General features: G+C 59.6%; 21 protein-coding genes and 1 other RNA gene. 11 read left to right on the plus strand and 11 right to left on the minus strand.

What is annotated here, in order from left to right; genetic code table 11:
* Positions 1-154: 154 nt before the first annotated feature.
* The gene (locus B8746_RS03190) at positions 155-1,177 is read left to right on the plus strand and encodes a glycosyltransferase family 2 protein (RefSeq protein WP_084391793.1); all 1,023 of its coding nucleotides are present in this window, start codon (positions 155-157) and stop codon (positions 1,175-1,177) included.
* A 21-nt stretch (positions 1,178-1,198) separates the two neighbouring features.
* Here the strand turns inward: B8746_RS03190 and cysN are convergent, their stop codons facing one another.
* Together cysN and cysD are read right to left on the minus strand one after the other, a co-directional pair.
* Positions 1,199-3,109, minus strand: a complete 1,911-nt coding sequence (cysN, locus tag B8746_RS03195) for a sulfate adenylyltransferase subunit CysN (RefSeq protein ID WP_084391794.1) — start codon at positions 3,107-3,109, stop codon at positions 1,199-1,201.
* Positions 3,109-4,011, minus strand: a complete 903-nt coding sequence (gene cysD, locus B8746_RS03200; protein WP_084391795.1) for a sulfate adenylyltransferase subunit CysD — start codon at positions 4,009-4,011, stop codon at positions 3,109-3,111. The genes cysN and cysD overlap by 1 nt, the downstream gene beginning before the upstream one ends.
* Before the next feature lie 237 nt (positions 4,012-4,248).
* On the opposite strand from cysD, the gene B8746_RS03205 reads away from it, so the two are divergent.
* The 5 genes from B8746_RS03205 (at position 4,249) to metK (ending at position 8,911) form a co-directional block, all read left to right on the plus strand.
* The gene (locus tag B8746_RS03205; protein ID WP_084391796.1) at positions 4,249-5,064 is read left to right on the plus strand and encodes a 3-deoxy-manno-octulosonate cytidylyltransferase; all 816 of its coding nucleotides are present in this window, start codon (positions 4,249-4,251) and stop codon (positions 5,062-5,064) included.
* The gene (locus tag B8746_RS03210; protein ID WP_084391797.1) at positions 5,064-5,693 is read left to right on the plus strand and encodes a histidine phosphatase family protein; all 630 of its coding nucleotides are present in this window, start codon (positions 5,064-5,066) and stop codon (positions 5,691-5,693) included. Before B8746_RS03205 ends, B8746_RS03210 begins: the two co-directional genes overlap by 1 nt.
* Positions 5,694-5,893: 200 nt before the next feature.
* Complete coding sequence (locus B8746_RS03215; protein WP_158084525.1) at positions 5,894-6,757, plus strand: Gfo/Idh/MocA family protein; 864 nt, start codon at positions 5,894-5,896, stop codon at positions 6,755-6,757.
* Between the two features lie 44 nt (positions 6,758-6,801).
* Positions 6,802-7,596 (plus strand): 3'(2'),5'-bisphosphate nucleotidase CysQ, encoded by a 795-nt coding sequence (gene cysQ, locus B8746_RS03220; protein WP_084391799.1) that lies wholly within the window; start codon positions 6,802-6,804, stop codon positions 7,594-7,596.
* Between the two features lie 118 nt (positions 7,597-7,714).
* Entirely contained in the window at positions 7,715-8,911 is a 1,197-nt protein-coding gene (metK, locus tag B8746_RS03225) for a methionine adenosyltransferase (RefSeq protein WP_084391800.1), read from the plus strand.
* Here metK and galE read toward each other — a convergent pair.
* A complete protein-coding gene (galE, locus tag B8746_RS03230) occupies positions 8,908-9,900 on the minus strand; it encodes a UDP-glucose 4-epimerase GalE (protein WP_084391801.1) in 993 nt (330 codons plus the stop codon). The genes metK and galE overlap by 4 nt on opposite strands.
* A 143-nt stretch (positions 9,901-10,043) precedes the next feature.
* The gene (locus B8746_RS03235; RefSeq protein ID WP_084391802.1) at positions 10,044-12,869 is read right to left on the minus strand and encodes a TonB-dependent receptor plug domain-containing protein; all 2,826 of its coding nucleotides are present in this window, start codon (positions 12,867-12,869) and stop codon (positions 10,044-10,046) included.
* Positions 12,870-13,159: 290 nt separating this feature from the next.
* Between B8746_RS03235 and B8746_RS03240 the strand changes: the two genes are divergently transcribed.
* Complete coding sequence (locus tag B8746_RS03240; RefSeq protein WP_084391803.1) at positions 13,160-14,587, plus strand: protein adenylyltransferase SelO family protein; 1,428 nt, start codon at positions 13,160-13,162, stop codon at positions 14,585-14,587.
* A gap of 106 nt (positions 14,588-14,693) precedes the next feature.
* The gene (locus B8746_RS03245; protein ID WP_084391804.1) at positions 14,694-16,379 is read left to right on the plus strand and encodes an acyl-CoA dehydrogenase family protein; all 1,686 of its coding nucleotides are present in this window, start codon (positions 14,694-14,696) and stop codon (positions 16,377-16,379) included.
* On the opposite strand, the gene B8746_RS03250 is transcribed toward B8746_RS03245, so the two are convergent.
* Positions 16,376-16,921, minus strand: coding sequence for an RDD family protein (locus B8746_RS03250; RefSeq protein ID WP_158084526.1), 546 nt, complete (start codon positions 16,919-16,921; stop codon positions 16,376-16,378). The two genes, B8746_RS03245 and B8746_RS03250, sit on opposite strands and share 4 nt — an antisense overlap.
* Positions 16,922-17,061: 140 nt before the next feature.
* Here B8746_RS03250 and B8746_RS03255 point away from each other — a divergent pair, with 140 nt between their 5' ends.
* Positions 17,062-17,406, plus strand: coding sequence for a hypothetical protein (locus B8746_RS03255; RefSeq protein ID WP_084391806.1), 345 nt, complete (start codon positions 17,062-17,064; stop codon positions 17,404-17,406).
* A gap of 18 nt (positions 17,407-17,424) precedes the next feature.
* On the opposite strand, the gene B8746_RS03260 is transcribed toward B8746_RS03255, so the two are convergent.
* A complete protein-coding gene (locus B8746_RS03260; protein WP_084391807.1) occupies positions 17,425-18,126 on the minus strand; it encodes a hypothetical protein in 702 nt (233 codons plus the stop codon).
* Between the two features lie 216 nt (positions 18,127-18,342).
* On the opposite strand from B8746_RS03260, the gene B8746_RS03265 reads away from it, so the two are divergent.
* Positions 18,343-18,834, plus strand: a complete 492-nt coding sequence (locus B8746_RS03265; protein ID WP_084391808.1) for a DUF2721 domain-containing protein — start codon at positions 18,343-18,345, stop codon at positions 18,832-18,834.
* A 2-nt stretch (positions 18,835-18,836) separates the two neighbouring features.
* On the opposite strand, the gene rnpB is transcribed toward B8746_RS03265, so the two are convergent.
* Together rnpB and B8746_RS03275 are read right to left on the minus strand one after the other, a co-directional pair.
* Positions 18,837-19,227, minus strand: an RNA gene (rnpB, locus tag B8746_RS03270) — RNase P RNA component class A.
* A 139-nt stretch (positions 19,228-19,366) separates the two neighbouring features.
* Positions 19,367-19,903 carry a low molecular weight protein tyrosine phosphatase family protein gene (locus B8746_RS03275; RefSeq protein WP_233123891.1) on the minus strand — a complete coding sequence of 179 codons (537 nt, stop codon included), beginning with the start codon at positions 19,901-19,903 and terminating at the stop codon, positions 19,367-19,369.
* 137 nt (positions 19,904-20,040) lie between these two features.
* On the opposite strand from B8746_RS03275, the gene B8746_RS03280 reads away from it, so the two are divergent.
* Positions 20,041-20,982, plus strand: a complete 942-nt coding sequence (locus B8746_RS03280) for a YhjD/YihY/BrkB family envelope integrity protein (RefSeq protein WP_084391809.1) — start codon at positions 20,041-20,043, stop codon at positions 20,980-20,982.
* Here B8746_RS03280 and B8746_RS03285 read toward each other — a convergent pair.
* From B8746_RS03285 to metZ, 3 genes are all read right to left on the minus strand, one after another.
* Positions 20,967-21,653 carry an N-acetylmuramoyl-L-alanine amidase gene (locus B8746_RS03285; protein ID WP_084391810.1) on the minus strand — a complete coding sequence of 229 codons (687 nt, stop codon included), beginning with the start codon at positions 21,651-21,653 and terminating at the stop codon, positions 20,967-20,969. The genes B8746_RS03280 and B8746_RS03285 overlap by 16 nt on opposite strands.
* Before the next feature lie 193 nt (positions 21,654-21,846).
* Entirely contained in the window at positions 21,847-22,263 is a 417-nt protein-coding gene (gene apaG / locus B8746_RS03290) for a Co2+/Mg2+ efflux protein ApaG (protein ID WP_084391811.1), read from the minus strand.
* Between the two features lie 18 nt (positions 22,264-22,281).
* On the minus strand, positions 22,282-23,472 hold the full coding sequence (gene metZ / locus B8746_RS03295) for an O-succinylhomoserine sulfhydrylase (RefSeq protein WP_084391812.1): 1,191 nt from the start codon (positions 23,470-23,472) through the stop codon (positions 22,282-22,284).
* Positions 23,473-23,502: the final 30 nt, after the last annotated feature.

Raw genomic sequence — 23,502 nt, forward strand, 5'->3', positions numbered from 1 at the left:
GACAGCGAAGTCATCCTGTCTCGTCCTCAGCGCATGACCGGGGCTGCTCCCGCGGCCCCGCTTCCCAGCGATCAACTCAGCACGCGTCACTTTCATGTTTGACGCAACCCGCAGTCTGGCTCATTGGACACGCTGATGACTCCCGGAGCGAACATTGCCCCACACACTGGACGCCAGCATTATCATTGTGAATTACAACGGGGGCGATCTGATCCAGGCCGCCATCGACCATCTGCAAGCCCAGACCTGCGCGCCAAAAGAAGTTATCATCGTCGATAACGCGTCCACCGATGGGTCTGCAGATCGCCTGGACCTTGGGCACCTGCCGAACGCAAAGCTGCTTCGCATGAGCGAGAATCTCGGCTTTGCTGCTGGCAACAATGTCGCCGCAAGACAGGCCACCGGCAAATGGCTCATTCTGCTCAATCCGGATACGGAACCGCACCCGGACTGGCTCAGCCAGCTTTCAGCGGCAGCCGACCGCCATCCCGAGGCAAAGCTGTTCGCCAGTGCGCAGATCAGCGCCGAAGATCACAGCATTCTCGATGGCACCGGAGACTGCTATTCGGCGTTTGGATTTCCGTGGCGCGGGGGGTTCGAATATCCGAGGAGCGCCATGCCCGGTGAAGGCGAATGTTTTTCTCCTTGCGGTGCCAGCGCAATGATTGATCGGGACACTTTCCTGTCTGCAGGCGGCTTCGACGAAACCTATTTCTGTTATTGTGAGGATGTGGACCTTGGCTACCGGCTGCGCCTGCAGGGCGAGCATTGCATCTTCATTCCATCCGCCATCATTCTTCACCATGGCAGCGCCATATCCGGCCGCAGGAGCGATTTTACGGTCCGGCTGGGGACGCGAAACCGACTGACGACCTATCTCAAGAACACGCCGCTCATTGCCCTGATTGCGACGCTTCCGGGCCACATCCTGCTGACCCTGTATCTCTATCTGAGTGCGCTGGGAAAGCCACGGGCCGCGTCCATTCGAAGGGGCCTGGGCGAGGCGCTCGCCCGCCTGCCGCAAACCATGAAAGCCAGGCGTGCCGTGCAGAAGTCAAGAAAGCTGTCCAGCCTCGATATCGCCAGGGCAATGAACTGGAATCCGATCGCCCTGCACCGACGCCAGCCGCACGTCTGGGCCAGCGGGACAATTGTCAGCGACAAGCATCAGCTCTGAATACAGGTCCCCGTTTCCGGTTCAGTCAGGCTGAACCAGAAAACCGGCGGCCTCCAGACGCTTGAGGACGAGATCAGCAGCCTCGTCTGGTGACAATTTGTGCGTCTCGATGTGAAGCTCCGGGTCTTCCGGTGGCTCATACGGACTATCGATGCCGGTGAAATTCTTGATCTCGCCGGCGCGTGCCTTCTTGTACAACCCTTTGACGTCGCGCCGTTCGGCGACTTCCAGTGGCGCGTCCACAAAGACTTCCCAGAATTCGCCGTCTTCGACCATCTGGCGAACGATGCGGCGTTCTGCGCGGAACGGCGAAATGAAGGACACAAGGACGATCAGGCCAGCATCAATCATCAGCTTGGAGACTTCGCCAACGCGCCGAATATTCTCGACCCGGTCAGCATCGGTAAAGCCCAGATCGTGATTGAGGCCGTGCCGGACATTGTCGCCGTCGAGCGTGTAGGTGTGCTTGCCCATATGCGTGAGGCGTTTCTCGACGATGTTGGCGACCGTTGACTTGCCGGCACCTGAAAGCCCTGTGAACCAGAGAATGACCGGCTTCTGGCCCTTCATGGACGCGCGGACATCCTTTGAGACGTCCAGGGTCTGCTTATGGATATTGGAGGCGCGGCGAAGCGCAAAATTTATGAGGCCCATGCCGACAGTTTCATTGGTCATCCGGTCGATGATGATGAAACCGCCCATGCGGCGATTGTCCTTGTAGGCGTCGAACGCAATCTCGCGGTCCAGCGCGATATTGCACACGCCGATCTCGTTGAGGTGCAGCGTCTTTGCCGCCTCATGGGCGCGGGTGTTCACGTCGATCTTGTACTTCTGCTCGGTGATCTGGACCTGGCACTCGCGGGCTCCGATCTTCATGACGTAGGAGCGCCCCGGAAACATCTCGCCATCCGACATCCACAGGATGGTTGCCTGAAACTGGTCGGACACTTCGGCCGGTTCATTGTCTGCACACAGCACGTCGCCTCGCGAAATGTCGATCTCGTCTTCGAGGGTAAGCGTGACGGAATGTCCTTCGACCGCCTCGTCCAGATCGCCGCCCATGGCGACGACGCGCTCGACCCTGCTGGACTTGCCCGACGGAAGCGCCCGCACCTTGTCGCCAGGCTTTACGGCCCCCGACAGGATCTGGCCGGCAAATCCGCGGAAATCGAGGTTCGGCCGGTTGACCCACTGCACCGGCATGCGGAAGGCCTTTTCCTTGGCGTCTGACCGGATCTCAACCGTATCAAGATAGGTCATGATCGGCGGGCCGTCATACCAGGGCGTATTCTCGCTGCGCTCGACAATATTGTCGCCCTTCAGGGCTGATACCGGAATGGCCTGGATGGACTCAAAACCGAGATCCTTCGCGAACTCCTGATAATCAGCCCGGATCGCATCAAAGGTTTCCTGACTATAGCCGACGAGGTCCATCTTGTTGATGCAAAGGACCACATGCTTGATGCCAACAAGTGACACGATGAAGCTGTGACGCCGGGTCTGGGTCAGCACGCCCTTGCGGGCATCGATCATCACGATGGCAAGGTCTGCCGTCGATGCGCCGGTCGCCATGTTGCGGGTATACTGCTCATGCCCCGGCGTATCGGCGACGATGAACTTGCGCGCATCAGTCGAGAAGAAGCGGTAAGCGACATCAATGGTGATGCCCTGCTCGCGCTCGGCGGCGAGACCGTCGACCAGCAGGGCGAAGTCGATTTCCTCGCCCTGCGTGCCGAACTTCTTCGACTCATTCTTCAGCGAGGCCAGCTGATCGTCAAAGATCATCTTAGACTCGTAAAGCAGCCGTCCGATCATGGTTGACTTGCCGTCATCCACCGAACCGCAGGTGATGAAACGCAGGAGCGACTTTCTCAACTGGCTGTCGAGATAGGATTCGATGTTCGAGAACTGGGGGGCTGCATAGGCGTTCATCAGAAATAGCCCTCCTGCTTCTTCATTTCCATTGAGGCAGGCGCATCCTTGTCGATAGCGCGGCCTTCGCGTTCGGACGTGGTTGTGCGCAGCATCTCCTCGATAATCTCCGTGATGGTCGAAGCGCTGGACTCCACAGCGCCTGTCAGCGGATAGCAACCAAGCGTCCGGAAGCGGACCCGTTTCATCTCTGGCGTCTCGCCAGGCTCGAGTGGCAGCCGGTCATCATCGACCATGACCATGATCCCGTCGCGCGTGACGACTGGACGTTCCTCAGCAAAATACAGCGGCACGATGTCGATATTTTCCTGATAGATGTACTGCCAGATATCGAGTTCGGTCCAGTTTGACAGCGGGAAGACACGCACGCTCTCACCCGACTTGATGCGCGTATTGTAGAGCGACCAGAGTTCTGGCCGCTGGTTCTTCGGATCCCAGCGGTGCTGCGCGGAACGGAATGAGAAGATGCGCTCCTTGGCGCGTGACTTTTCTTCATCGCGGCGCGCCCCGCCAATGGCCGCGTCGAACTTGTACTTGTCGAGCGCCTGCTTCAGTGCCTGGGTCTTCATGACATCGGTGTGCAGGGCAGAGCCGTGCGTGAACGGGCCGATCCCCTGTTCGACGCCTTCCTGGTTTATATGCACCAGGAGGTCGATCGCCGGATCGTCCTTGAGCTTGTCACGGAAGGCAATCATCTCACGGAACTTCCATGTCGTATCGACGTGCAGAAGCGGAAATGGCAACGGCCCGGGATAGAACGCCTTGCGGGCAAGGTGCAGCATGACCGAGCTGTCCTTGCCTATCGAATACATCATGACCGGGTTTTGCGCCGATGCTGCCACTTCGCGCAAAATATGGATGCTCTCGGCCTCCAGCCGGTCGAGATGGGTGAGTTTGGTCATTATGCGTTCCAGAGACTTGTTATGCGCAGTTAGGTAACAATGGCGGAAAGAGCGAACAATGTAGTAGCGGTCAACCGACACACCGCGTTTTTCTAACCTATGACCCGGCTCAGCCAACGCCCGCGATTTCATCATATGTCGCTGCAGCGGCCATGATACGGAACGGTCCCGAAGGCCGCCTTGACACATACGGCACAGGCGAGCAAACCCTCCGCTCAACTTCGAAGACCATACTCCATGCGGACATTGATCGTCATTCCTGCCAGGATTGGTTCGACCCGGTTCCCGGCCAAGCCGCTTCACAAGATTGCGGGGCATTCCATGGTGTCACGGGTGGCTGCGATCGCCCAAAGAGTAGCGGCCGCCGATCGGAATGTGGACTATGTGATTGCGACGGATGACGAGGCAATCGTCCAGCATGCCCGCTCGATCGGGGCACCCGTTGTCATGACCAACCCGGACCTTCCATCTGGAACGGACCGGGCGCTGGCGGCGGCAAAGATGGCTGACACCAGGCCGGATTTCGTGCTCAATTTACAGGGCGATGCGCCGTTCACGCCGCCGGCCCACCTTCATGCCCTGATCAAGACTGCCGCAACGAGCACAGCCGATGTCGTGACCCCTGTGGTCCAGCTCGACTGGGAAACGCTGGACATCATGCGTGACCAGAAGACACGCGAGCCGTTCAGCGGCACGTGCTGCATTCGCCGCGCCGATGGCATGGCACTCTGGTTCTCCAAGACGATCATCCCTTCCATCCGGAAAGAAGCAGCGCTGCGCGAGGCATCCGGCCTGTCTCCCGTCTGGCGGCATATCGGATTGTATGGCTATCGCATGCAGGCCCTTGAGCAGTTCGCCAGCCTTCCCGTTGGCGAGTATGAGGCGCTGGAAGGGCTGGAGCAGCTGCGCTTCCTTGAGAACGGCATGAGCATCATGAGCGTCGCTGTGGACCCCGGCGCAACCGCGATGTGGGGGATCGACACGCCGGAGGATGCGGCGTTTGCTGAAAGGCTCATCGCTGAGCATGGCGACCCCATGGATGCCGACGCCTGATGGCACGCGATGTCTACATCGTCCGTCACGGCAACACATTCGACAAGGGTGACACCGTCACACGGGTCGGGGCGCGCACAGATCTGCCGCTTTCGATGTCAGGCCGACTCCAGGCCGAAGCGCTGGCCAAGCATTTTGCAGACACGGACATCCGGTTTGCTTCGGCCGCTGCCGGCCCCCTGAAGCGGACACTGGAAACCGCAAGGACCATCCTTGCAGCGCAATCCGCTGCCCCCAGCCTCGACGTCGCCGAGTTCCTGCGCGAGATTGATTACGGGCCGGACGAGAACAGGCCTGAGCCTGAAGTCGTCGACAGGATCGGGCAGGCCGCACTCGACGCCTGGGAAGAGCATGCCGTGGCACCGCCAGGATGGATCGTAGACCCCGAACAGCTCAAGCGAGACTGGCTCAGCTATGTTCAGCACCTGGCGGGCTCCGATACGGCTGGCCCTGCCCTGGTCGTGACGAGCAACGGAGTTGCCCGGTTCGCGCTCCTTGCCGCAAGAGAGACATCTGACACAAAGGAGGGCGTCGCTGACGATCTGAAGCTGAAGACGGGAGCCTATGGCATCTTCCACATCACTGATGATGGCGGTCTGATTTTGCATCGCTGGAACATCCGGCCCTGAGGCCGGACCGATTTTGCAGTCGCTCACAACTGCATGGTTGCCGTGAGGGGACTGAATAGATAGTCCGATGGGCTGGATCTGCACGAAAGTCCGGTCGCGTAATGACACCTCTCCGCTTTGCTGTTTTCGGGAAAAACGATCTGGCCGCATCACGGTGTCACGCGCTGGCAGCGTGCCGCGAAACCAGGATCGTCCGGACCGTGTCTCACGAGGATGTTTCCGGCCTGTCCGATGATGACTGGCAGACCCTGCTCGACCCTGCCGAACTCGATGCGGTGGTGTTCGCGCTCCAGCCGGCCATCGCAACCGGCGCTACGCGACGTGCGCTACAGCGGGGCATTCATGTGCTGAGCGAATTGCCGGGCGGTGAAACCGTGGAGGATATTGTGAACCTGCGCGAGGCCGAGCGCGATTCCGGTGCAATCCTGAAGTTTGGGTGCGGCCTGCGTCATCATGGAAATGTGCGTGCGGCGCAGACAGTGATTGAAGAGAACAATTACGGACGCCTGCTCACGGCACGCGCCGTCTACGGGCATGCCGGCCCGCCGAACGGACAGTTCGCCAACACGTCCATCCTGAAGGGGCACGGCATACACATGCTGGACCTTCTTCACCTTTTCTGCGGCCCGTTCGAGACAGTAAAGGCCTTGTCTTCAGGCATGGCAGGCGGCGACGAAAATGTGTTCGCCCTGCTTCGTACTGCCGATGGCGCCATTGCTGAACTGCACTCGTCATCGACGTCTTGGCGCCAGACCTTCCGCCTCGAGCTTGGCTTTGAGCGCGGCTATGTCTGGCTGGACGGACACTTGCCCGGCCTTGAGGGGTATGGCCCTGAAATGCTGATCCACGCGCGGCTTTCGCACAATAATCGCGGTGAGCCCGATCCAAATCCCGACGAGACAGTCACAGAGTTCGACTCGCATTCCTCGGCAGAGGAGGAACTCGCCGAGTTCCTGGACGCGATTGCCGGGCGCGCGCCGCTTCGCCGCGGAAACAGCCACCAGGCCTTCGACGCGATCAATATCGCCGAGCGTATTTGCGCGGCCTGTGAAACATGGGCATAACGCCGCCTGAACATCTGCCTTTTCGCCTGCCCAGGACCCCTCATATGAGCCTTACCCCCGACCAACTCGCCCGCATCGCCCTCGACGCTGGCGCGCTGATCATGGAAATCTATTCGACTGATTTCGATGTCGACCGGAAGGATGACGCCTCGCCTGTCACCGAAGCCGACCAGAAGGCCGAAGACCTGATCCTGGCGGCACTTGCAGAGGCCGACCCTGACCTTGACGTCATCGCCGAAGAATCAGTCGCAGCCGGCAGGATCCCGGATCACGATGTCCGCTTCGCGCTGGTCGACCCGCTCGACGGCACCAAGGAGTTCATCAACAAGAACGGACAGTTCACCGTCAACATCGCGATCATCGAACACGGCAAGCCAGTCATGGGCGTGGTGTACGCTCCAGCACTCAACCGGCTTTTCCTTGCCGAAAGCCCGGACAGGGCATGGCAGGCCGAGGCCAGGCCGGGCGAAGCTGTTCCCGGCAGCGATGCGCGCCTCCCGCTTCACATTCGCAAGGCGCCCGAGGACGGTCTGACGGCCATTGCGTCAAAGTCCCACCGCTCGGTCGAAACAGACGAATTTCTCGCCAGGTTTGATGTCAACGAGATCATTTCTGCAGGCTCGTCCCTCAAATTCTGCCTTGTCGGAGCTGGCGAGGCAGACATCTATCCGCGAATGGGCCGCACGATGGAATGGGACACAGCTGCAGGTCAGGCCGTGGCTGAAGCTGCCGGCGCGCGAGTGATGACAGCCGATGGAGTTCCGCTCCGCTACGGGAAGAAAGAGCGCGGCTACGATAATCCGAATTTCATTGTGTATGGAGATGTAACCGTTCCATGATCCGTATGGATCAATGCCATGTACTGATGTAGATGTGACTTTCTAACGTTGACTTCAAAAGGTGTGATATGACTATCGAGTGTAATGCTCACGACCCATATTGCGGAAAGTCGCAAGCTTGAGCGCCGCAGAGTTCCTGTTCACCAGCGAAAGCGTTTCCGAAGGCCATCCCGACAAGGTTTGTGACCGGATCTCTGACGAGGTCGTCGACCTGTATTTCCGCAAGGCGATCGAAGCTGGATACGAAACGCCCCGCGTTCGCGCAGCCTGTGAAACGGCTGCAACCACCAATCGCGTTGTCCTGCTCGGCGAAATGCGCGGACCCGATACGATCACGCCCGACATGGTCGAGGAGGTCGTTCGCGCAGCCGTCCGTGACATTGGCTATGAGCAGGACGGCTTCCATTGGGAAACGCTGGAGCTGAACAATTACCTGCACGCCCAGTCAGCGGACATTGCGGCGGGTGTCGATGAGGGTACGGGTACATTCACGGATGAAGGGGCTGGCGACCAGGGCATCATGTTCGGCCATGCCAGCGACGAAACCGACGAATACATGCCGGCGCCGATTTCCTACTCCCACCGGATCCTGAAGCGGCTGGCCGAATTGCGTCACTCCGGTGAACGTCCGGAATTTCAGCCCGACGCGAAAAGCCAGGTCACGATGCGTTATCGCAATGGTGTACCCGTCGGTGTCGACGCCGTGGTTGTGTCCACGCAGCACGGCGCCGGCTATTCTACCGAAGAAATCCGGGAGCTGGTTCGCCCGGTTGTGACGGAAGTGCTGCCGGAAGGCTGGTTTCCGCCGGAAGAGAATTTCTACGTCAATCCAACAGGCAAGTTCGTGATCGGCGGGCCGGACGGCGATGCCGGGCTCACCGGCCGCAAGATCATTGTCGACACCTATGGCGGCGCGGCCCCGCATGGCGGCGGCGCGTTTTCAGGCAAGGACCCGACCAAGGTTGACCGGTCGGCGGCGTATGCCTCGCGCTATCTCGCCAAGAATGTCGTGGCAGCCGGCCTGGCCAAGCGCTGCACACTGCAGCTCTCCTACGCCATCGGCGTCGCAAAGCCGCTGTCAATCAATGTGAACCTGCACGACACGGCAAATACGGATGAGCGCAAGCTCGAAGCCCGCCTGATGGAAATCATGGACCTCAGCCCGCGGGGGATCCGCACCGCGCTCGGCCTCAATCGCCCGATCTATGCACGAACCGCCGCTTACGGACACTTTGGCCGGTCTCCGGACAATGAGGGCGGCTTCTCATGGGAGCGTCTCGATCTTGTCGAGCAGCTGAAAGACCTCGCTGGCTAGGCCTTTTTGCGCTCAACTTCCTTGAGGTGCCAGTTCCAGGCGCTGCGAATGACACTGTCCACATCCGACTGGACGGGTTTCCAGCCGAGAATCCGCTCGGCCTTTTCGGCTGATGCCACGAGGGCCGGCGGATCGCCTGGGCGGCGCGGACCGTCCTGGCGTGGAACCGCCTTGCCGGAGACGCGCTCCACGGCCTCGACGATCTCCAGCACCGTGGTTCCTGTGCCCGTGCCAAGGTTGAAGGCATCAGATGCCCCGCCTGCATCGAGGTAATCCAGTGCCTTCAAATGGGCCGAAGCCAGGTCCATGACGTGGATATAATCGCGCACGCAGGTTCCATCGCGCGTGTCGAAATCCGTACCATTGATCGTCAGTGTGAAACTGTCGTTCAACACCCCTTCTATGCACAGCGGAATGAGGTGGGTTTCCGGCTCGTGACGTTCGCCGACCTGCCCATCCGGGTCCGCGCCGGCGGCATTGAAATAGCGCAGCTTCACGGACTTGATGCCGTGAGCGACATCGTAATCGTCGAGCACTTTCTCAACGAACAGTTTCGACATGCCATAGGGATTGATCGGATTCTGCGGCAGGTCTTCTGTCATCGGGACCTTTTGCGGCACCCCGTAGGTCGCGCAGGTGGAGGAGAAGATGATCTTGCCGCAGCCGGCCTTGGCCATGGCGTCGAGCAGGCGCACTGTGCCGAGCGTATTGTTCTCATAATACATTCCGGGCTTTTCGACAGACTCGCCGACATAGGCGAGCGCAGCAAAATGCGCGACGGCATCCGGCTTGTAGCGATCAAAAACGCGGTCGAGGGCGTCGCTGTCCAGCAGGTCGCCTTCCACCAGGTCGCCCCAGCAGACGAATTCACGCCAGCCGCGAGCCAGGCTGTCATATACCACGACATTCCATCCAGCTTCGGAGAATGCCTTGCAGCAATGGCTCCCGACATAGCCTGCACCACCTGTGACAAGTACCGTCTTGGTCAATGTTCTCTCCAGCTTTCCTTGATTGTCCGACCTGCCAATAGTGGACTGTAGTGCGAACGCAACCCCCGACTTCTGGGCGCATCACAGACAGAAGGGCGACACATATGTGCCGCCCTCCCGCATAAAGATTGGACTTTTCTGGATCAGCCGCCGAAGCGCGTTGTCACGCTGACCTTGAACGTCCGTCCGAACGGGTTGTGGGTGTACGGATCGTAGTTCAGGTCAAAGGCCGCGAATGGCGGGTCTTCATCGGTGATATTGACCACTGACAGGCCGAGATCGAACGCATCTGCACGATAGGTGTAGAACGCATCGAACGTGGTCTGGCTGTCGATTTCAGCACCGACGCCGCCTCGGGCTGCCGCTGCACGCTCATCGTCATAGGAATCGACATGGCGCATGACACCACGGACATTGTGGTTACCCATTGCCCAGTTGGCGAAGAAGTTGCCCTTCCACTGCGGCAGGGAACGCGAGAAGTTCGACCGGTTGAACTGGCCGACACGGTCGCCACCCGCAATCAGGACGCCTTCGATTTCGAAGTCGTCGACATCATATTCGATGATGTATGTCGCTTCACCGCCAATGGAGAACTCCGAAGCCCCCATATCCCAGACCTGCTCGGCTCGAAGGTCGATACCAGAGGTCTTGATGTCCGGGCCGTTCACAATGTTGGTGCGGATCCGGGCGATTTCATTCGCCTGGTTTATGCCGTCATCATTATTGTCCGTAAATGTGATGCGAGAAATAATCGGGTTCTCAGTATCTCCAGCGTTAATGGCCGCCACGGCAGCGCCCACAATGTCAGCCTGATCTTCAACGATGATCGGATCAGAGAAGTCGAAATTGTAATAATCAATCGACGCCGTGAAACCATTCAGGTTGTCGTAGAGACCACCAATATTGAAGCTGAAAGCACTTTCCGGGCTGAGCTCTGGATTGCCGAACTGGTCCACCGCCTTGAATGCAGAAGCCGCGCTGACGAATTGCAGAGTCGTTGCGACACCGTCCAGCTGGTTAAGCGTTGGCCCCCGGAAAGAGGTCTGGGCCGAACCACGCAGGGCGAGCTGATCGTTGACCTGCCACTTACCGGCCACTTTCGGGTCGAAGGTCGAGCCGACTTCACCGCCATAGTCCTCATACCGGACGGCGAACTGCATATCGACATCCTCGAAGAGCGGAACCTGGAGCTCGCCGAATACGGCGTAGATCGTCTGATCCCGGTCGGCAGGGGTCGTGCCCGCGAGGAAGGAGAATGGTCCTGTACCTCCTGGGCCCGGATTAACAGTGAGATCGGTCACCTCATTGGGATCGACCTCATATCCTTCGCGGCGAACCTGGACGCCCGCAGCCCAACCGACTGAACCGCCGGACGTCTGGACATTGGAAATACCAGATACCGACGCGTCCCAGACCAGAAGGTCCGTCGTGACGACTGTGCCGACGCCATCTGTCATCCAGTCGGCCAGCGCCGCTGAATTGGCGAGTGCCGGATTGTACTGGGGATTCGCATTGCCGTTGATCGCACCAGCCTGAATCGCATTGGAGAACGGGTTGTAGTATTCACATCCGCCCTGACCCGGGACCGCACCGGCCGGCACAGCACCAGTATTCGCGTCACCGCAAAGACCGAAGCCCTGCAGCGCAATGGTCAGACCATTGATGTATGTGTCATTGGTAATCCGCTCACCTTCCGTGGTGGACCAGCTAAGCGCCGTGTCCCAGGTCACCCCATTCGACCACTGCCCCGTGAGATCGCCTGCGAGACGATAGGACTCATAGGTCCGGAATCCTTCCTGAGGCCCGTTATTGGTACCGGGGAAACCGCCCCAGCCGAACGAGCGACCAATGTACAGAGCAGCCAAAGTCCCCGCCGGGAACGCACCCGGATTATCAGCCATATATTGCTGCAAGCCCGGGTGTGAGCCTGGGACAACCTGGTTTGTGAGAACCTGCGGCGGATAGGAAGGGGAGGTCTTCCAGGATGGAACGTCGCTGAAGCCATACAGGCCTTCAAGGTGGAAATCGACACCATTTGCAAAGGTCCGGTTGTATTCGGAGAAGACCTGATAGCGCTCTTCTTCTTCGACCAGATTGTCGAACTGCGTGAACTGGAACCGGCAGGTGCCGACCACTGTGCCGCCAACGTCCGTACAGCCGCTGTCCAGAACCGGTCCGCTAATTGCGCCAATTGCGCCGTTTACGACACCGAGCGGAACGTAATAGCCCGGATTGGAAAGCGACGACCAGCCGCCGACCGGGTTGTCTTCATAAGGCAGAATTGCCCAGTCCTTTTCCAGAAGCGGAACCTCGTTGCGAAAATTGTAGCCGACCGAGGTGACCCAGCTCCAATTGTCCCCCTGAAGCCCATAGGCAGCGTTGATGTTGTAGTCGCCATCGGTGCCATCAAAGGTCGAATAGTCTCCGCCAATCTCAAATCCGCTAAGGTCATCGCGCGTGATGAAGTTGACCACACCTGCAATTGCGTCCGACCCGTAAATGGCAGCCGCGCCGTCCTTCAGAACTTCAATCCGGCCGACCGCGGCGGAGGGTATCATGTTGGTGTCGACGAAGAGCTGGGCCTGCTCGCCAATCGCATAGGGGTGAACGGTCTGGCGCCGGCCATTGATCAGCACAAGCGTCCGGGCCGGGCCAAGGCCCCTCAGATTGACGTTCGACGTCCCTTCCAGGCCGTTCGATGCGAACTGGTTGGTCTGCCCGTCCACACCGGACGAGACACCGAGATTGCGAATAAGCTCCGTAATGCTCGGCGAGCCTTCGATCTTCAGGTCGCCCGCGGTCAGGACGTCCACAGGCAGCGCCGCGTCTTCCGGCGTACCCGCAATGGCGGAACCTGTCACAGTAACTGTCGACTGGCGCAGCGTGTCATCGTCCTGAGCTGCAGCGGTCCCTGCTGCACCGAGCACCAATATTGATGCCCCAAAGGCGAGCTTTGATCCAAGCTTCATAGTATTCCTCCCAAAATTAAAATACTTTATATTTCTTATTATTTTTTTTATTCACCTGCCCTTTGAAAGCAGATTCCCCCTCATGCTGACCGATATCGATCTGATTTCAATTAGGTTTTTATGCTGCACCGCCGAATACCATTCATTTTCATGTGGGCGGCGCACCATCGCAGTATTTTGCTATCTCCAATGAACTAGGGATGTTTCTGGGACACAGCTGCGGTAACGCAGCGGAATCATGCAGCTCTACTTGAGAAACCGGGTCAAAACTGCCATTTCGGCCAATATAGATGACCAACCACCTTCCCATTCTCGAACTTTCCGATGCGTTCGCAGACGCAGCATCGCCCGCGCATTTTGGCATGGCTCTGTTGCGATTTCGCAACACTCGATGGGCCAAGAATGTCAAACTGGGGGAGCTGGACGAAAATGACTGGATCCGCCATTTCGCCGAATTCATTCCGCTGAACGACAATCTTCAACAGCCGCTGGCCCTGCGATATCACGGCCACCAGTTCGGTGTTTACAATCCTGAACTGGGCGACGGTCGCGGCTTCCTTTTTGCGCAGGTGCGAGATGAAACTGGTCGTCTTCTCGACCTTGGAACCAAGGGATCAGGACAGACGCGCTGGTCCCGGCAAGGGGATGGGCGGCTGACGCTGAAGGGCGGCGTCCGCGAAGTTCTCGCCGCGCAATACCTGGAAGCGCATGGCGTCAAGACATCCAAACCCTTCAGTCTTATCGAGACCGGTGACGAGCTATACCGCAATGACGAGCCGTCGCCAGCGCGCTCTTCGGTCCTTGTGCGCCTCTCGCATAGCCACATACGCTTCGGCACATTCCAGAGGGTCGCGTACCTTAACGAGCGCGAGAATCTGGCGCGGCTCATCCGTCACTGCGCTGAGGTCTACTATCCCGACACCGTCGATGATGATCTCGGCGTCATGGCGCCAGCCCTGCTACAGCGCATCACCGCCGAAACTGCCCGCATGGTGGCCCAGTGGATGGCCTGCGGCTTTGTGCACGGCGTAATGAATACGGACAATTTCAACATTACCGGCGAAAGCTTCGATTACGGGCCATGGCGCTTCCTGCCCTGGTCAGATCCGAACTTCACGGCAGCCTATTTCGACCAGCAGGGCCTTTATCGCTTCGGGCGCCAACCGACGCAGGGTCTCTGGGCACTGCAACAGCTTGCCTCGACATTCACGCTTGTTTGCGACGCGGAACCGTTAAGCGATGCGCTGCAGACCTATGAGAGCGCTTATCAGCACGCCCTTGCCAAGCATAATCTGAAGCTGTTCGGCCTTGAATCCTCTGCCGATCTCAAGACCGACCTCACTTTCCTGCAGACGCTGTATAACTGGATGTCGGACACGCAGGCACCGTGGGCGCAGGTCTTCTTCGACTGGTTCTGTGGCCGCGAAAGCGAAAGCCGCGCCAAGGCCAGCCCGATTGGCGATCTTTATTCCGCGCCGGCCTTTGCGCCTGTCCTCGACCAGCTCGTCGCATTTGAACCTCACCGGACCGAGCGCCTCTCCCATGACTACTGGCAGCGCCGAACCCCGGTCACCCTGCTCTATGATGATGTCGAAGCCCTGTGGGAGCCAATCGCTGAACAGGATGACTGGTCAGGCTTTGAGCGGGCTCTAGATGCCATCGAGGCAGCGAGGCTTGCCCTCGATATTCCGTTTGAGACGCCCCCGTCAGAGGCATAGATTGCCCCTGCGACAGATTTTATCGCTGCGCTGCAGCAAAATTTGTGTCATCAAGCCGGGAAACGCCTGAAAATATACACGAGACCGGGCCCGGAGGACTTTTGAAATGGATGCAGCCGTCACCGACAAGACATCGCCGATCATGGGTGGACTGATCGAAGCCATGAACGAGGCCGTTGTCAGCCTTGAAGCCTATGGCGAAGACGCCAAAGCCTCGATGAAGGCCAGGCTCGCGCCTGGCGGCAAGCCCGATCGCAAGCTGCTGGAAGTTCATCAGCATGCCGCACACGGCCTGTCCTGGGTCATCACCTATATCGAAACGCTACGCGAAACCGCCCACTGGGCAGAGCGGATTCAGGGCGAAGGCAAGTTTGGTGAAATCGAGCAGCTTCTCTCGCAGATCCTGTTTGCAGAATACTGCGCGCAACTGATCGGCGGCATCCCGATGAACCAGGGCGAGATCATCCGTCCGGCCGACCTTGGCGTCACCAAAGCCGGGATGCAGCGTCTTTTCGACCCTGCCGTCCAGCGCTTCATGACAGAGGGCAAGACGTCCGATGCGCTCGCTGCTGCCGCGAAACACCTGCCGGACGCGCTCGGGCGCGCCACGGTGGAGGAGACCGGCCTCGACGAGACGCTGACCATGATCCGCGACCAGTTCCGCCGCTTCTCGGACGACCGCATCGTGCCCCATGCCCATGAGTGGCACCTGAAGAATGACTATATCCCCATGCCCGTCGTCGAAGAGATGGCTGAGCTTGGCGTGTTCGGCCTCACCATTCCGGAAGAGTATGGTGGCCTTGGCCTCGGCAAGACGTCGATGTGCGTAGTCTCCGAAGAGCTTTCGCGCGGCTATATCGGCGTTGGCTCGCTCGGCACGCGCTCCGAAATCGCTGCGGAACTGCTGCTGAATGGCGGCACCGAAGCGCAGAAGGAAAAATACCTTCCCGCAATCTCATCCGGCGAAATCCTGCCGACAGCCGTCTTCACAGAGCCGAATACCGGCTCTGACCTCGGCAGCCTGAAGACCCGCGCGGTCAAGGATGGCGACACCTACAAGATCACCGGTAACAAGACCTGGATCACCCACCCCGTCCGTGCGGACCTGATGACGGTGCTCGCACGCACGGACCCGGCCACGAACAATTTCTCCGGCCTCTCCATGTTTCTCGCGGAAAAGCCACGCGGCGACGATGACAATCCGTTCCCGGCAAAAGGCATGACGGGCGGCGAGATCGAGGTGATCGGCTATCGTGGCATGAAGGAATACGAGATCGGCTTTGATGAGTTCGAGGTTCCTGCTGCAAACCTGCTCGGCGAAACCGAAGGCATGGGCTTTCGCCACCTGATGGCGACCTTTGAAGGCGCCCGCATCCAGACAGCTGCCCGTGCCATCGGTGTTGGCCAGTGCGCCTTCGAACTCGGCCTTCGCTATGCGCTGGACCGCACGCAGTTCGGCAAGCCTCTCTATTCCTTCCCGCGTGTCTCGAACAAGCTTGTGATGATGGCCGCCGAACTCGTTGGCCTGCGTCAGCTCACCTATTTCTCGGCGCGTCAGAAAGATGCGGGCAAGCGGTGCGACCTCGAGGCCGGCATGGCAAAGCTGCTCGCCGCCCGCGTCTCATGGGCGGCCGCCGACAACGCCCTGCAGATCCATGGCGGCAATGGCTTTGCGATGGAATACCCGATTTCCCGCGTTCTCGCCGATGCCCGCATCATGAACATCTTCGAAGGTGCCGGAGAAATCCAGGCCATGGTCATCGCAAGACGGCTGGTCGAGGGCGGAAACTAGCGCTTGAGCGACATCAGACGCACGGCCTGCGTGCCGGACTCCCGGTCCCAGTGATAAGTGCCGGGGGTGGCGTCTTCCTGCGAGGCGGCGATGAAGGTGACCGGCCAGAGGCAGGTCGCAACAAAGCTTGAAATTGTGCGGTGGGCAAATTCCGGCTCACTGTTTGCGCCGTCGGCCGGCAGGATGGTATAGCCCATCACATACTGGCCGAGCGTCGCGCGCCCGAACACGCCATGCAGCCAGAAATAGCTGAACACCAGCGCGACACCCACGATCACGGCCGCTACGGGCACCAGCATCGACATGAGCGGATGCAGCACCATGAAGAGCGCGATGAGATCAATCAGGAATGCCGCAAACCGGCGCCAGAGGAGCACGGGTTCTGTGGTTTCGATCGTGTCGGATTCAGGAATGTAACCGAAAGCAAATGCGCCGAGCGCCAGGCCGGAAAACAGGTGTACGGAGCCGGTATCGGGCAAGAGGCCGAGCTGGGGCACCCCAACCCAGATCCCGAACAGCACCACCAAAACTGTAAGGACCATCCAGCGGTTCATCGCAACAGCATTAGCGCCCTGGATTGCCTGCGCGTCAATGCAGGCCCACACGATCGCTGCAAGTTTTTGACAGGGCAGAGCGCTGGGCTGATCGACAGGTTGAGTTTCTGTGTCTAAAGCCTGCCTTCATGGACGAAGCCGACTGGAATTTCACCGAGCAGCAGGCCGAAACGGTCTGGACGTGCGAGCAGCTGCGCGACAAGCAGAACATAAAGCCGCATAGCGAGATCATGCTCGATCTCTTCTTTCTGCCCATTGAAGGCGAAGACGCCCGCAAGGAGGCCTTCGAGAAAGCGCTCGGCGCGTTTGGCTATGACGTCGATGTGGAGAGCGAGGGTGACACGGTTGCCTGCGTGATCGGCCCGATCCCCTTCACGCCGCAGGACATCTGGCTCCACGAGGAACGCACGACCAAGATGGCGCTGGCCCGCGGCTACAAGCCGGACGGATGGGGCTTTGCCGAACCGGAGTAAATCAGCGTTCTCGGCCCCTTACTCGGTGTGCAAATCCTCTGGAAACTCACATTTGTTGCCGATCATCTGGTAAGGCCGGTCGCAAGCCCAGCGATCGCCGCCAAAGTCGAGGTGCGCGTTTTGCGGCACCTCGACCTTCACGCATGCATCCCCCACCGCAGTAAAGCCCCGCTCGCACGTCCAGGCTTGACCATAGACGGACTCCGCCAGGTAGCCGTTCTCCGGCACCTGGACCATGCGGCAGGTATTGTTGATTGCTTCGTATCCGCGCTCGCACTGCCAGCCATGCCCATATTGGACATTGGTCAGAAACCCGTTCTCTGGAACCTCGATTTTCAGACACTCATTAAGTTCCAGGCGATAGCCCCGCTCGCATTCCCAGCCACGACCCGACGAGTTGAGAAAGCCGTTATCAGGCACAGGGATTTCGATGCAAGCATCTCCCCTTTCGGTGTATCCGCGGGCGCACATCCAGCCTTTGCCAAAACTGCGCCCGTCAAGATAGGCATTGGCTGGAAGAATAATTTTGCCGCAATTGTCGCCGTCTTCCTTGAAGCCGGGCTTGCAGCGCCACTTTTTACCATAAGGCTGCGGCTGCGCATTGGCAGGCATCTCGAAGACATTATCAGATGGTTGAGCAAGAGCATGACCTGCGCCGAACATAGCCGACAGCGACATCATCCCTGCACCAAGCAGAGCGTATTGCAATGTGATAAACATTATGAACCGCAGCCTTTCCAAGGCGAAGCTGCCTGAGGACGAGTCCGCTTTTGAAAGAAGGGCCGACACGGGCACCAGGGTCAGACTACCCTGAAGGTGTGCATAGCATGCGCTTTCATACAGGCAGAGTCAAACCTTATTACTTTGCAGAGAGGATGCACGTGTGATCCTCGAAGGCGCTTGACACAGACGTTTGCGAAAGTGAAGGCAGCGGATATGGAAGGATTGCCCGCAGATATCGCCCACAGCATCGAGCTGGCCGTAGCGCCGGTGTTTCTCATTGCCGGTATTGGCGCGCTGCTGACCGTCCTGACCAATCGCCTTGGCCGCGTTGTGGACCGTTCCCGCGCGCTTGAAATCGAACTATCCGAAGAAGGCGCGATGGAAGCGCACCCGCGCTGGCGGTCGGAGCTCTGGCTGCTCGACCGGCGCATCTCCTGGATTAACCGGGCGATCGTGCTTTCGACCGCGGCACTGTTGCTGGTCTGTCTCGTCATCATGACCCTGTTCACAGGACAGCTTTTTGCTGCTGACGTGTCCGGCATCGTCGCGGTCCTGTTCATCCTGGCCATGGCTGCGCTCATTGCCGCCACCGGCAGTTTTCTCTGGGAGATTCACGTCGCCGCCGCCATGCTCCGCGTGCGAACGGATCTTCTGGAAAAGGTGCGACTGAAGCGGGAAAAGAAACGACGCTTCTGGAAAAAGTAAGTCTGACCAGACGGCCTGTAAGCCGGGTTCTGTCCAGCGCATAAAGCGCCTGTGCAGCCATTCCTCTGGGAGCCCTGTCGCCAGGACCCTCACGCGACACACCCGGGGCGCGGGCTGGAAACGGCCCATGCGCACCCCCTATTCGGTCTTGCTCCAGGCGGGGTTTACCATGCCAGGACTGTTGCCAGCCCCGCGGTGGGCTCTTACCCCACCCTTTCACCCTTACCAATCCGTCCTTCGACAAGCTCAGGATGAGGATTGGCGGTCTGCTCTCTGTGGCACTTTCCCTCGGCTCACGCCGGGCGGACATTATCCGCCGCCTTGCTTCCATGGAGCCCGGACTTTCCTCCAGCAGCAGGTTACCCCACTACCAGCGGCTGCCCGGCCGTCTGGTCAGGAAAGGGATATAGGGGATGACGGGCGAATATGCCAGAAACGATGGCCGTCCCAGGCGCCGGCGCAGCTCAACCGTTTGCACCGGCATCGCGCGATACCACCGCTGGCAGGGCGGCGCGAAAGCTGGACGGCAGACTTACCCCTCCATTCCGAAGATTAGCGGCTCCGCCTTCGCGCGGATCAGCTCAACCAGTTCCTCGTCCATGAACGGGTAATCGTCAGGAATATCGAGCACGTGCAGGGCCTTGTAGCCGACCTCCTGGCGGAAGTCGGCGCGGATGCGTGAAGCATGCTTGTCCTCCATGACGAGGATCACATCAGCCCAGCGAATGTCGGCGACGCTGATCTTCCGGCGGGCGGACCGCGCCGTGCCGGCCGAGCGGGCCTCGACGCCTTCGATCTCTCCGAACACCGCCTCGCCGGTCGGGCTGCGCCACTGGTTCTTCGAGCACACAAACAGCACTTTCACTTGCTCAGCATCTGCCATCAGCCTGTCCCATTCCCTGTGGGGCCAGATCTTTCCGATCTGCAAGGCCCGGTGAAGCTTGTTGGCACGGCGGAAGATGAGTTTCCAGCTCTTGTCTTCGAAGCCGCGATAGGTTGGCGGCCCATGACGGCCATCAAGTCTGCGCGCAAGAGCGCGGCGCTCGCCGCGCGAGTTTGGGTGGGGCATGGTAATCCTCGTTGAGTTGCCTGTCGGTTCAGCAGCCGCGGCAATACGAGGAAGGTTTCTTGTCTCATGCGATTGTGACCGTTCTACGGCATGCGGACGGCTTGACGAAACGGGCAAGCCCCTCAAAGGCTTGATCGATGTTGAAGTGGTTGAAATCCCTGCCGGTGCCGGCACCCATGACAGATTGGGTCATCCTGCCCGTCTGGTCGGCCATGGTGCGCCTGTCGAAACCCGAAGTGCGCATCGTCACCGGCGGGATCAGCTTCTATGCGCTGTTCGCGATCTTTCCGATCATCTACCTCACCCTGACGCTGCTCTTCTCGCTGCTGCCGCATTCGGTGTCCGACAGTCTTGCCCTGACAATTGACCAGGTCCTGACCTCAGCCGTAGCGCCCTTGAAGCAGGCAGACCTCACAACCATTCGCGATGCGACGCCGCAGGGCCTCACCATCCGCGCCTTCCTTGCCATACTGATCGTCTTCTACACGGCGAGTTCCGGCGCGAAGGCCGCAATTACCGGGATCCGCATGGTGGCCGGTTCGGAAAAGCGGACCAACATCATCCGCTTCCAGGGCGTGTCCATGCTGATGACGACGCTGCTGATCCTGCTGGTCTGGCTGCTTGGCGCCCTGCAATTGCTGATGTCCTTCATCACTGAAAGGCAGGGCTTTATTGCTTTCGAACTCGCCGAGAGCATTTCGAACATCGCATCGCAGCTCTGGGTCGGCAAATTCTTCGCCTGTTTGGCGATCTTCTTCCTGATCATCTCCCTGTCCCTTCACGGGCGGGTGAATTCAGGCCGGTCGATGCTTTGTGGCGCGGCTGCCGGTGCGCTGGCCTGGAGTGTCGTGACCTGGGCTTACCATCTCTACCTCAAGGTTTCGGTGCTCGACACATTCTATGGTGCGCTCGCCTCGGTCATCCTCGGTTTCATCTGGCTGATCCTGTCGGTGTCCTCCCTGCTGCTCGGCGCGGCCCTATCGGTGGAATGGGCGCACCGGGTCGCGGAACGCCAGCGCAAGGCAGCAGCGATCAGCCCTACCAAGCCGGACGAGTCGGCACCTCAGAACGACGCGTAGAGGTCTGCGACCGACTGGGCGATCTGTCGGGTCTCGCTGTCGCTCTCGCCATCGACGCGGGCCGGCCGCCACCGGCGCTGGAAGGCGGACGTCGCCGCGCTGATATCCTTGATTTCATAGCCAATCTGGGCGAGCGACTTTTCAAGCGGGCCTTCCTTCTCTGCCAGGACGAGCGGCCAAAGCCCAAGCCCGCTCTGCGCCAGCTTCGCCCATGGAAAATGCTCGCCGGGATCGATCTTCCGGGCAGGCGCGATATCGCTATGCCCGACAATCCGGACCTGAGGGATCTGCCAGCGCTCGACGATCGCCTTGCCGAGTTCGATGACGGAAGCGATCTGCCCGGCCGGATAGGGTGGAAGCTTTCCGTCCTCCATTGGCCAGTCATGCCCGCCATTCACGATCTCGATCCCGACGGAGCGCGAATTGAGGTCCTGGTCGCCCTGCCAGCTGGACACGCCCGCATGCCATGCGCGCTTTTCCTCGTCGACGAGGCAGACCACGTCGCCATTCTCCCAGACCATGTAATGGGCCGACACGGCGGCATCTGCATCGCACATCCGGTCGAGCGCATCCTGGCCCGATTTCATACCCGTATAATGGAGAACCAGCATGTCGACGCCTGTACGCCGATCATCGAAGTTCGGGCTCGGTATGCGAGTGAACGCACTCATGTTTCTTTGTCCCCCCAGCATCAATGCCATTGGCATTGAGCCGCCCCCTTGCAATGTTTGACGAAACGCCCCCAAGCAAAGCGGCCCCTGTAATGGAAACCGCCAATCGTCAGCCATTCCTGTAACAGTACAAAGCAAATCTTCATACCCCAAAGCCAGGCGGAACCATCAAAATTTAAAGAAGCAGGCGGGTCTAGCTCGGACGGGAGCGTTCATACGGGCTGTCGAGGGAGAAGGTCGGGATGCGCACGTGCATTTCCTCGCCATCCTCGCCGACCAATGTGTACATTCCGCCCATCATGCCCGACGGCGCGGCAAGCGGCGCACCGGAAGAGTAGCGAAACGACTTGCCGGGTTCCAGTGTCGGCGTCTGGCCAACCACGCCTTCGCCGTCAACCAGCTGGCGTCGGCCATGGCTGTCGATAATGTCCCAATGGCGCATGGTGAGCGTCCAGGTCCGCTGCGACCCGTTCTCTATCTCCACTGTGTAGGACCAGACATATTCGCCGGATGCAGGCCTGGATTCATCATGCATGAAGCGTGGCTGGACGCGAATCTTCACGCCAGCCGTTTCGGCTTCATAGACGGGTGGTGGCGGTCGGCCGGCCATACCCTTCACTCCCTCAGATCACATCGCATCCAGCGCCGCGAGGATATCCTTTTCCAGATCGCCCGCATCCTCGAGACCGACGGACAGGCGAATCCAGCTTTCGTCGAGCCCCATGGAGGCCCGTTCTTCCTCATTCAACGCGCGATGTGTTGTCGATGCCGGATGGCAAGCAAGGGATTTGGTGTCACCTAAATTGTTTGAAATGTCCACCAGTGTCAGCGCGTTCAGTACACGGAAGGCTTCAGCGCGCTCACCCTTCACCGAGAACGCAATGAGGGTTCCGCCCTCACTCATCTGCTTCGCATGAATAGCATGGTGCGGATGGTCCTTCCGGCCGGGATAATGGACCGCCCTGACATTCGCATGCCCCGCAATTGCGTCGGCGATACGGGCTGCGCTGCGACTGGCTTCCCGCACGCGAAGGTCCAGTGTTTCCAGGCCTTTCAGCACAACCCAGGCGTTGAATGGAGACGCAGCAGGACCTGTATGACGCAACCACGGATCAATGAATTCCTCGATCCAGTCCGCCTTGCCGAGAATGGCACCGGCCAGCACGCGACCCTGCCCGTCCATATGCTTGGTGGCGGAGTAAACGCAAACGTCCGCACCCAGATCAAATGGCCGCTGGAGCACCGGAGTCGCAAAGACATTGTCCACGACAAGTTTTGCACCTGCCTTGTGCGCGAGCTCAGCCACAGCCTCGATATCGACGGCTTCGAGGAGCGGGTTCGAGGGTGATTCGATCAGCACGAGCTTTGCAGGCCGGGACAGGGCCTTCTTCCAGGCATCGAGGTCGGCGCCCGGAACGAACTCCGTCTCCACGCCATAGCGCGGCAGGATCGTCTGGCAGATGACCCGGCAGGAGCCGAACAGCGCGCTCGCAGCCACCACGCGATCGCCCGCCCCGACCGGCGCAATCATTGCGCTGGAGATCGCGCCCATGCCCGATGCCGTCACGCGGCAGGCTTCTGCGCCATCGAGCAGGGCAAGCCGCTCCTCCAGCATCCGTACCGTCGGATTGGCATAACGCGAATAGACGAAGCCTTCTTCTTCGCCAGCCATGCGAGCCGCAGCCTGTTCGGCGCTGTCATAGGCATAGCCTGACGTCAGGAAGATCGCTTCGGACGTCTCACCAAATTGCGAGCGCATGGTGCCGCCGCGGACGAGTTTCGTCGCTGGCTTCCAGTCATCTCCATCGCGCTTCGACATGGCCTTTGGTCCTTCCAATAAAGAGCGGAC

The sequence above is a fragment of the Henriciella pelagia genome, from assembly GCF_002088945.1.
Classification (GTDB): Bacteria; Pseudomonadota; Alphaproteobacteria; order Caulobacterales; family Hyphomonadaceae; genus Henriciella; species Henriciella pelagia.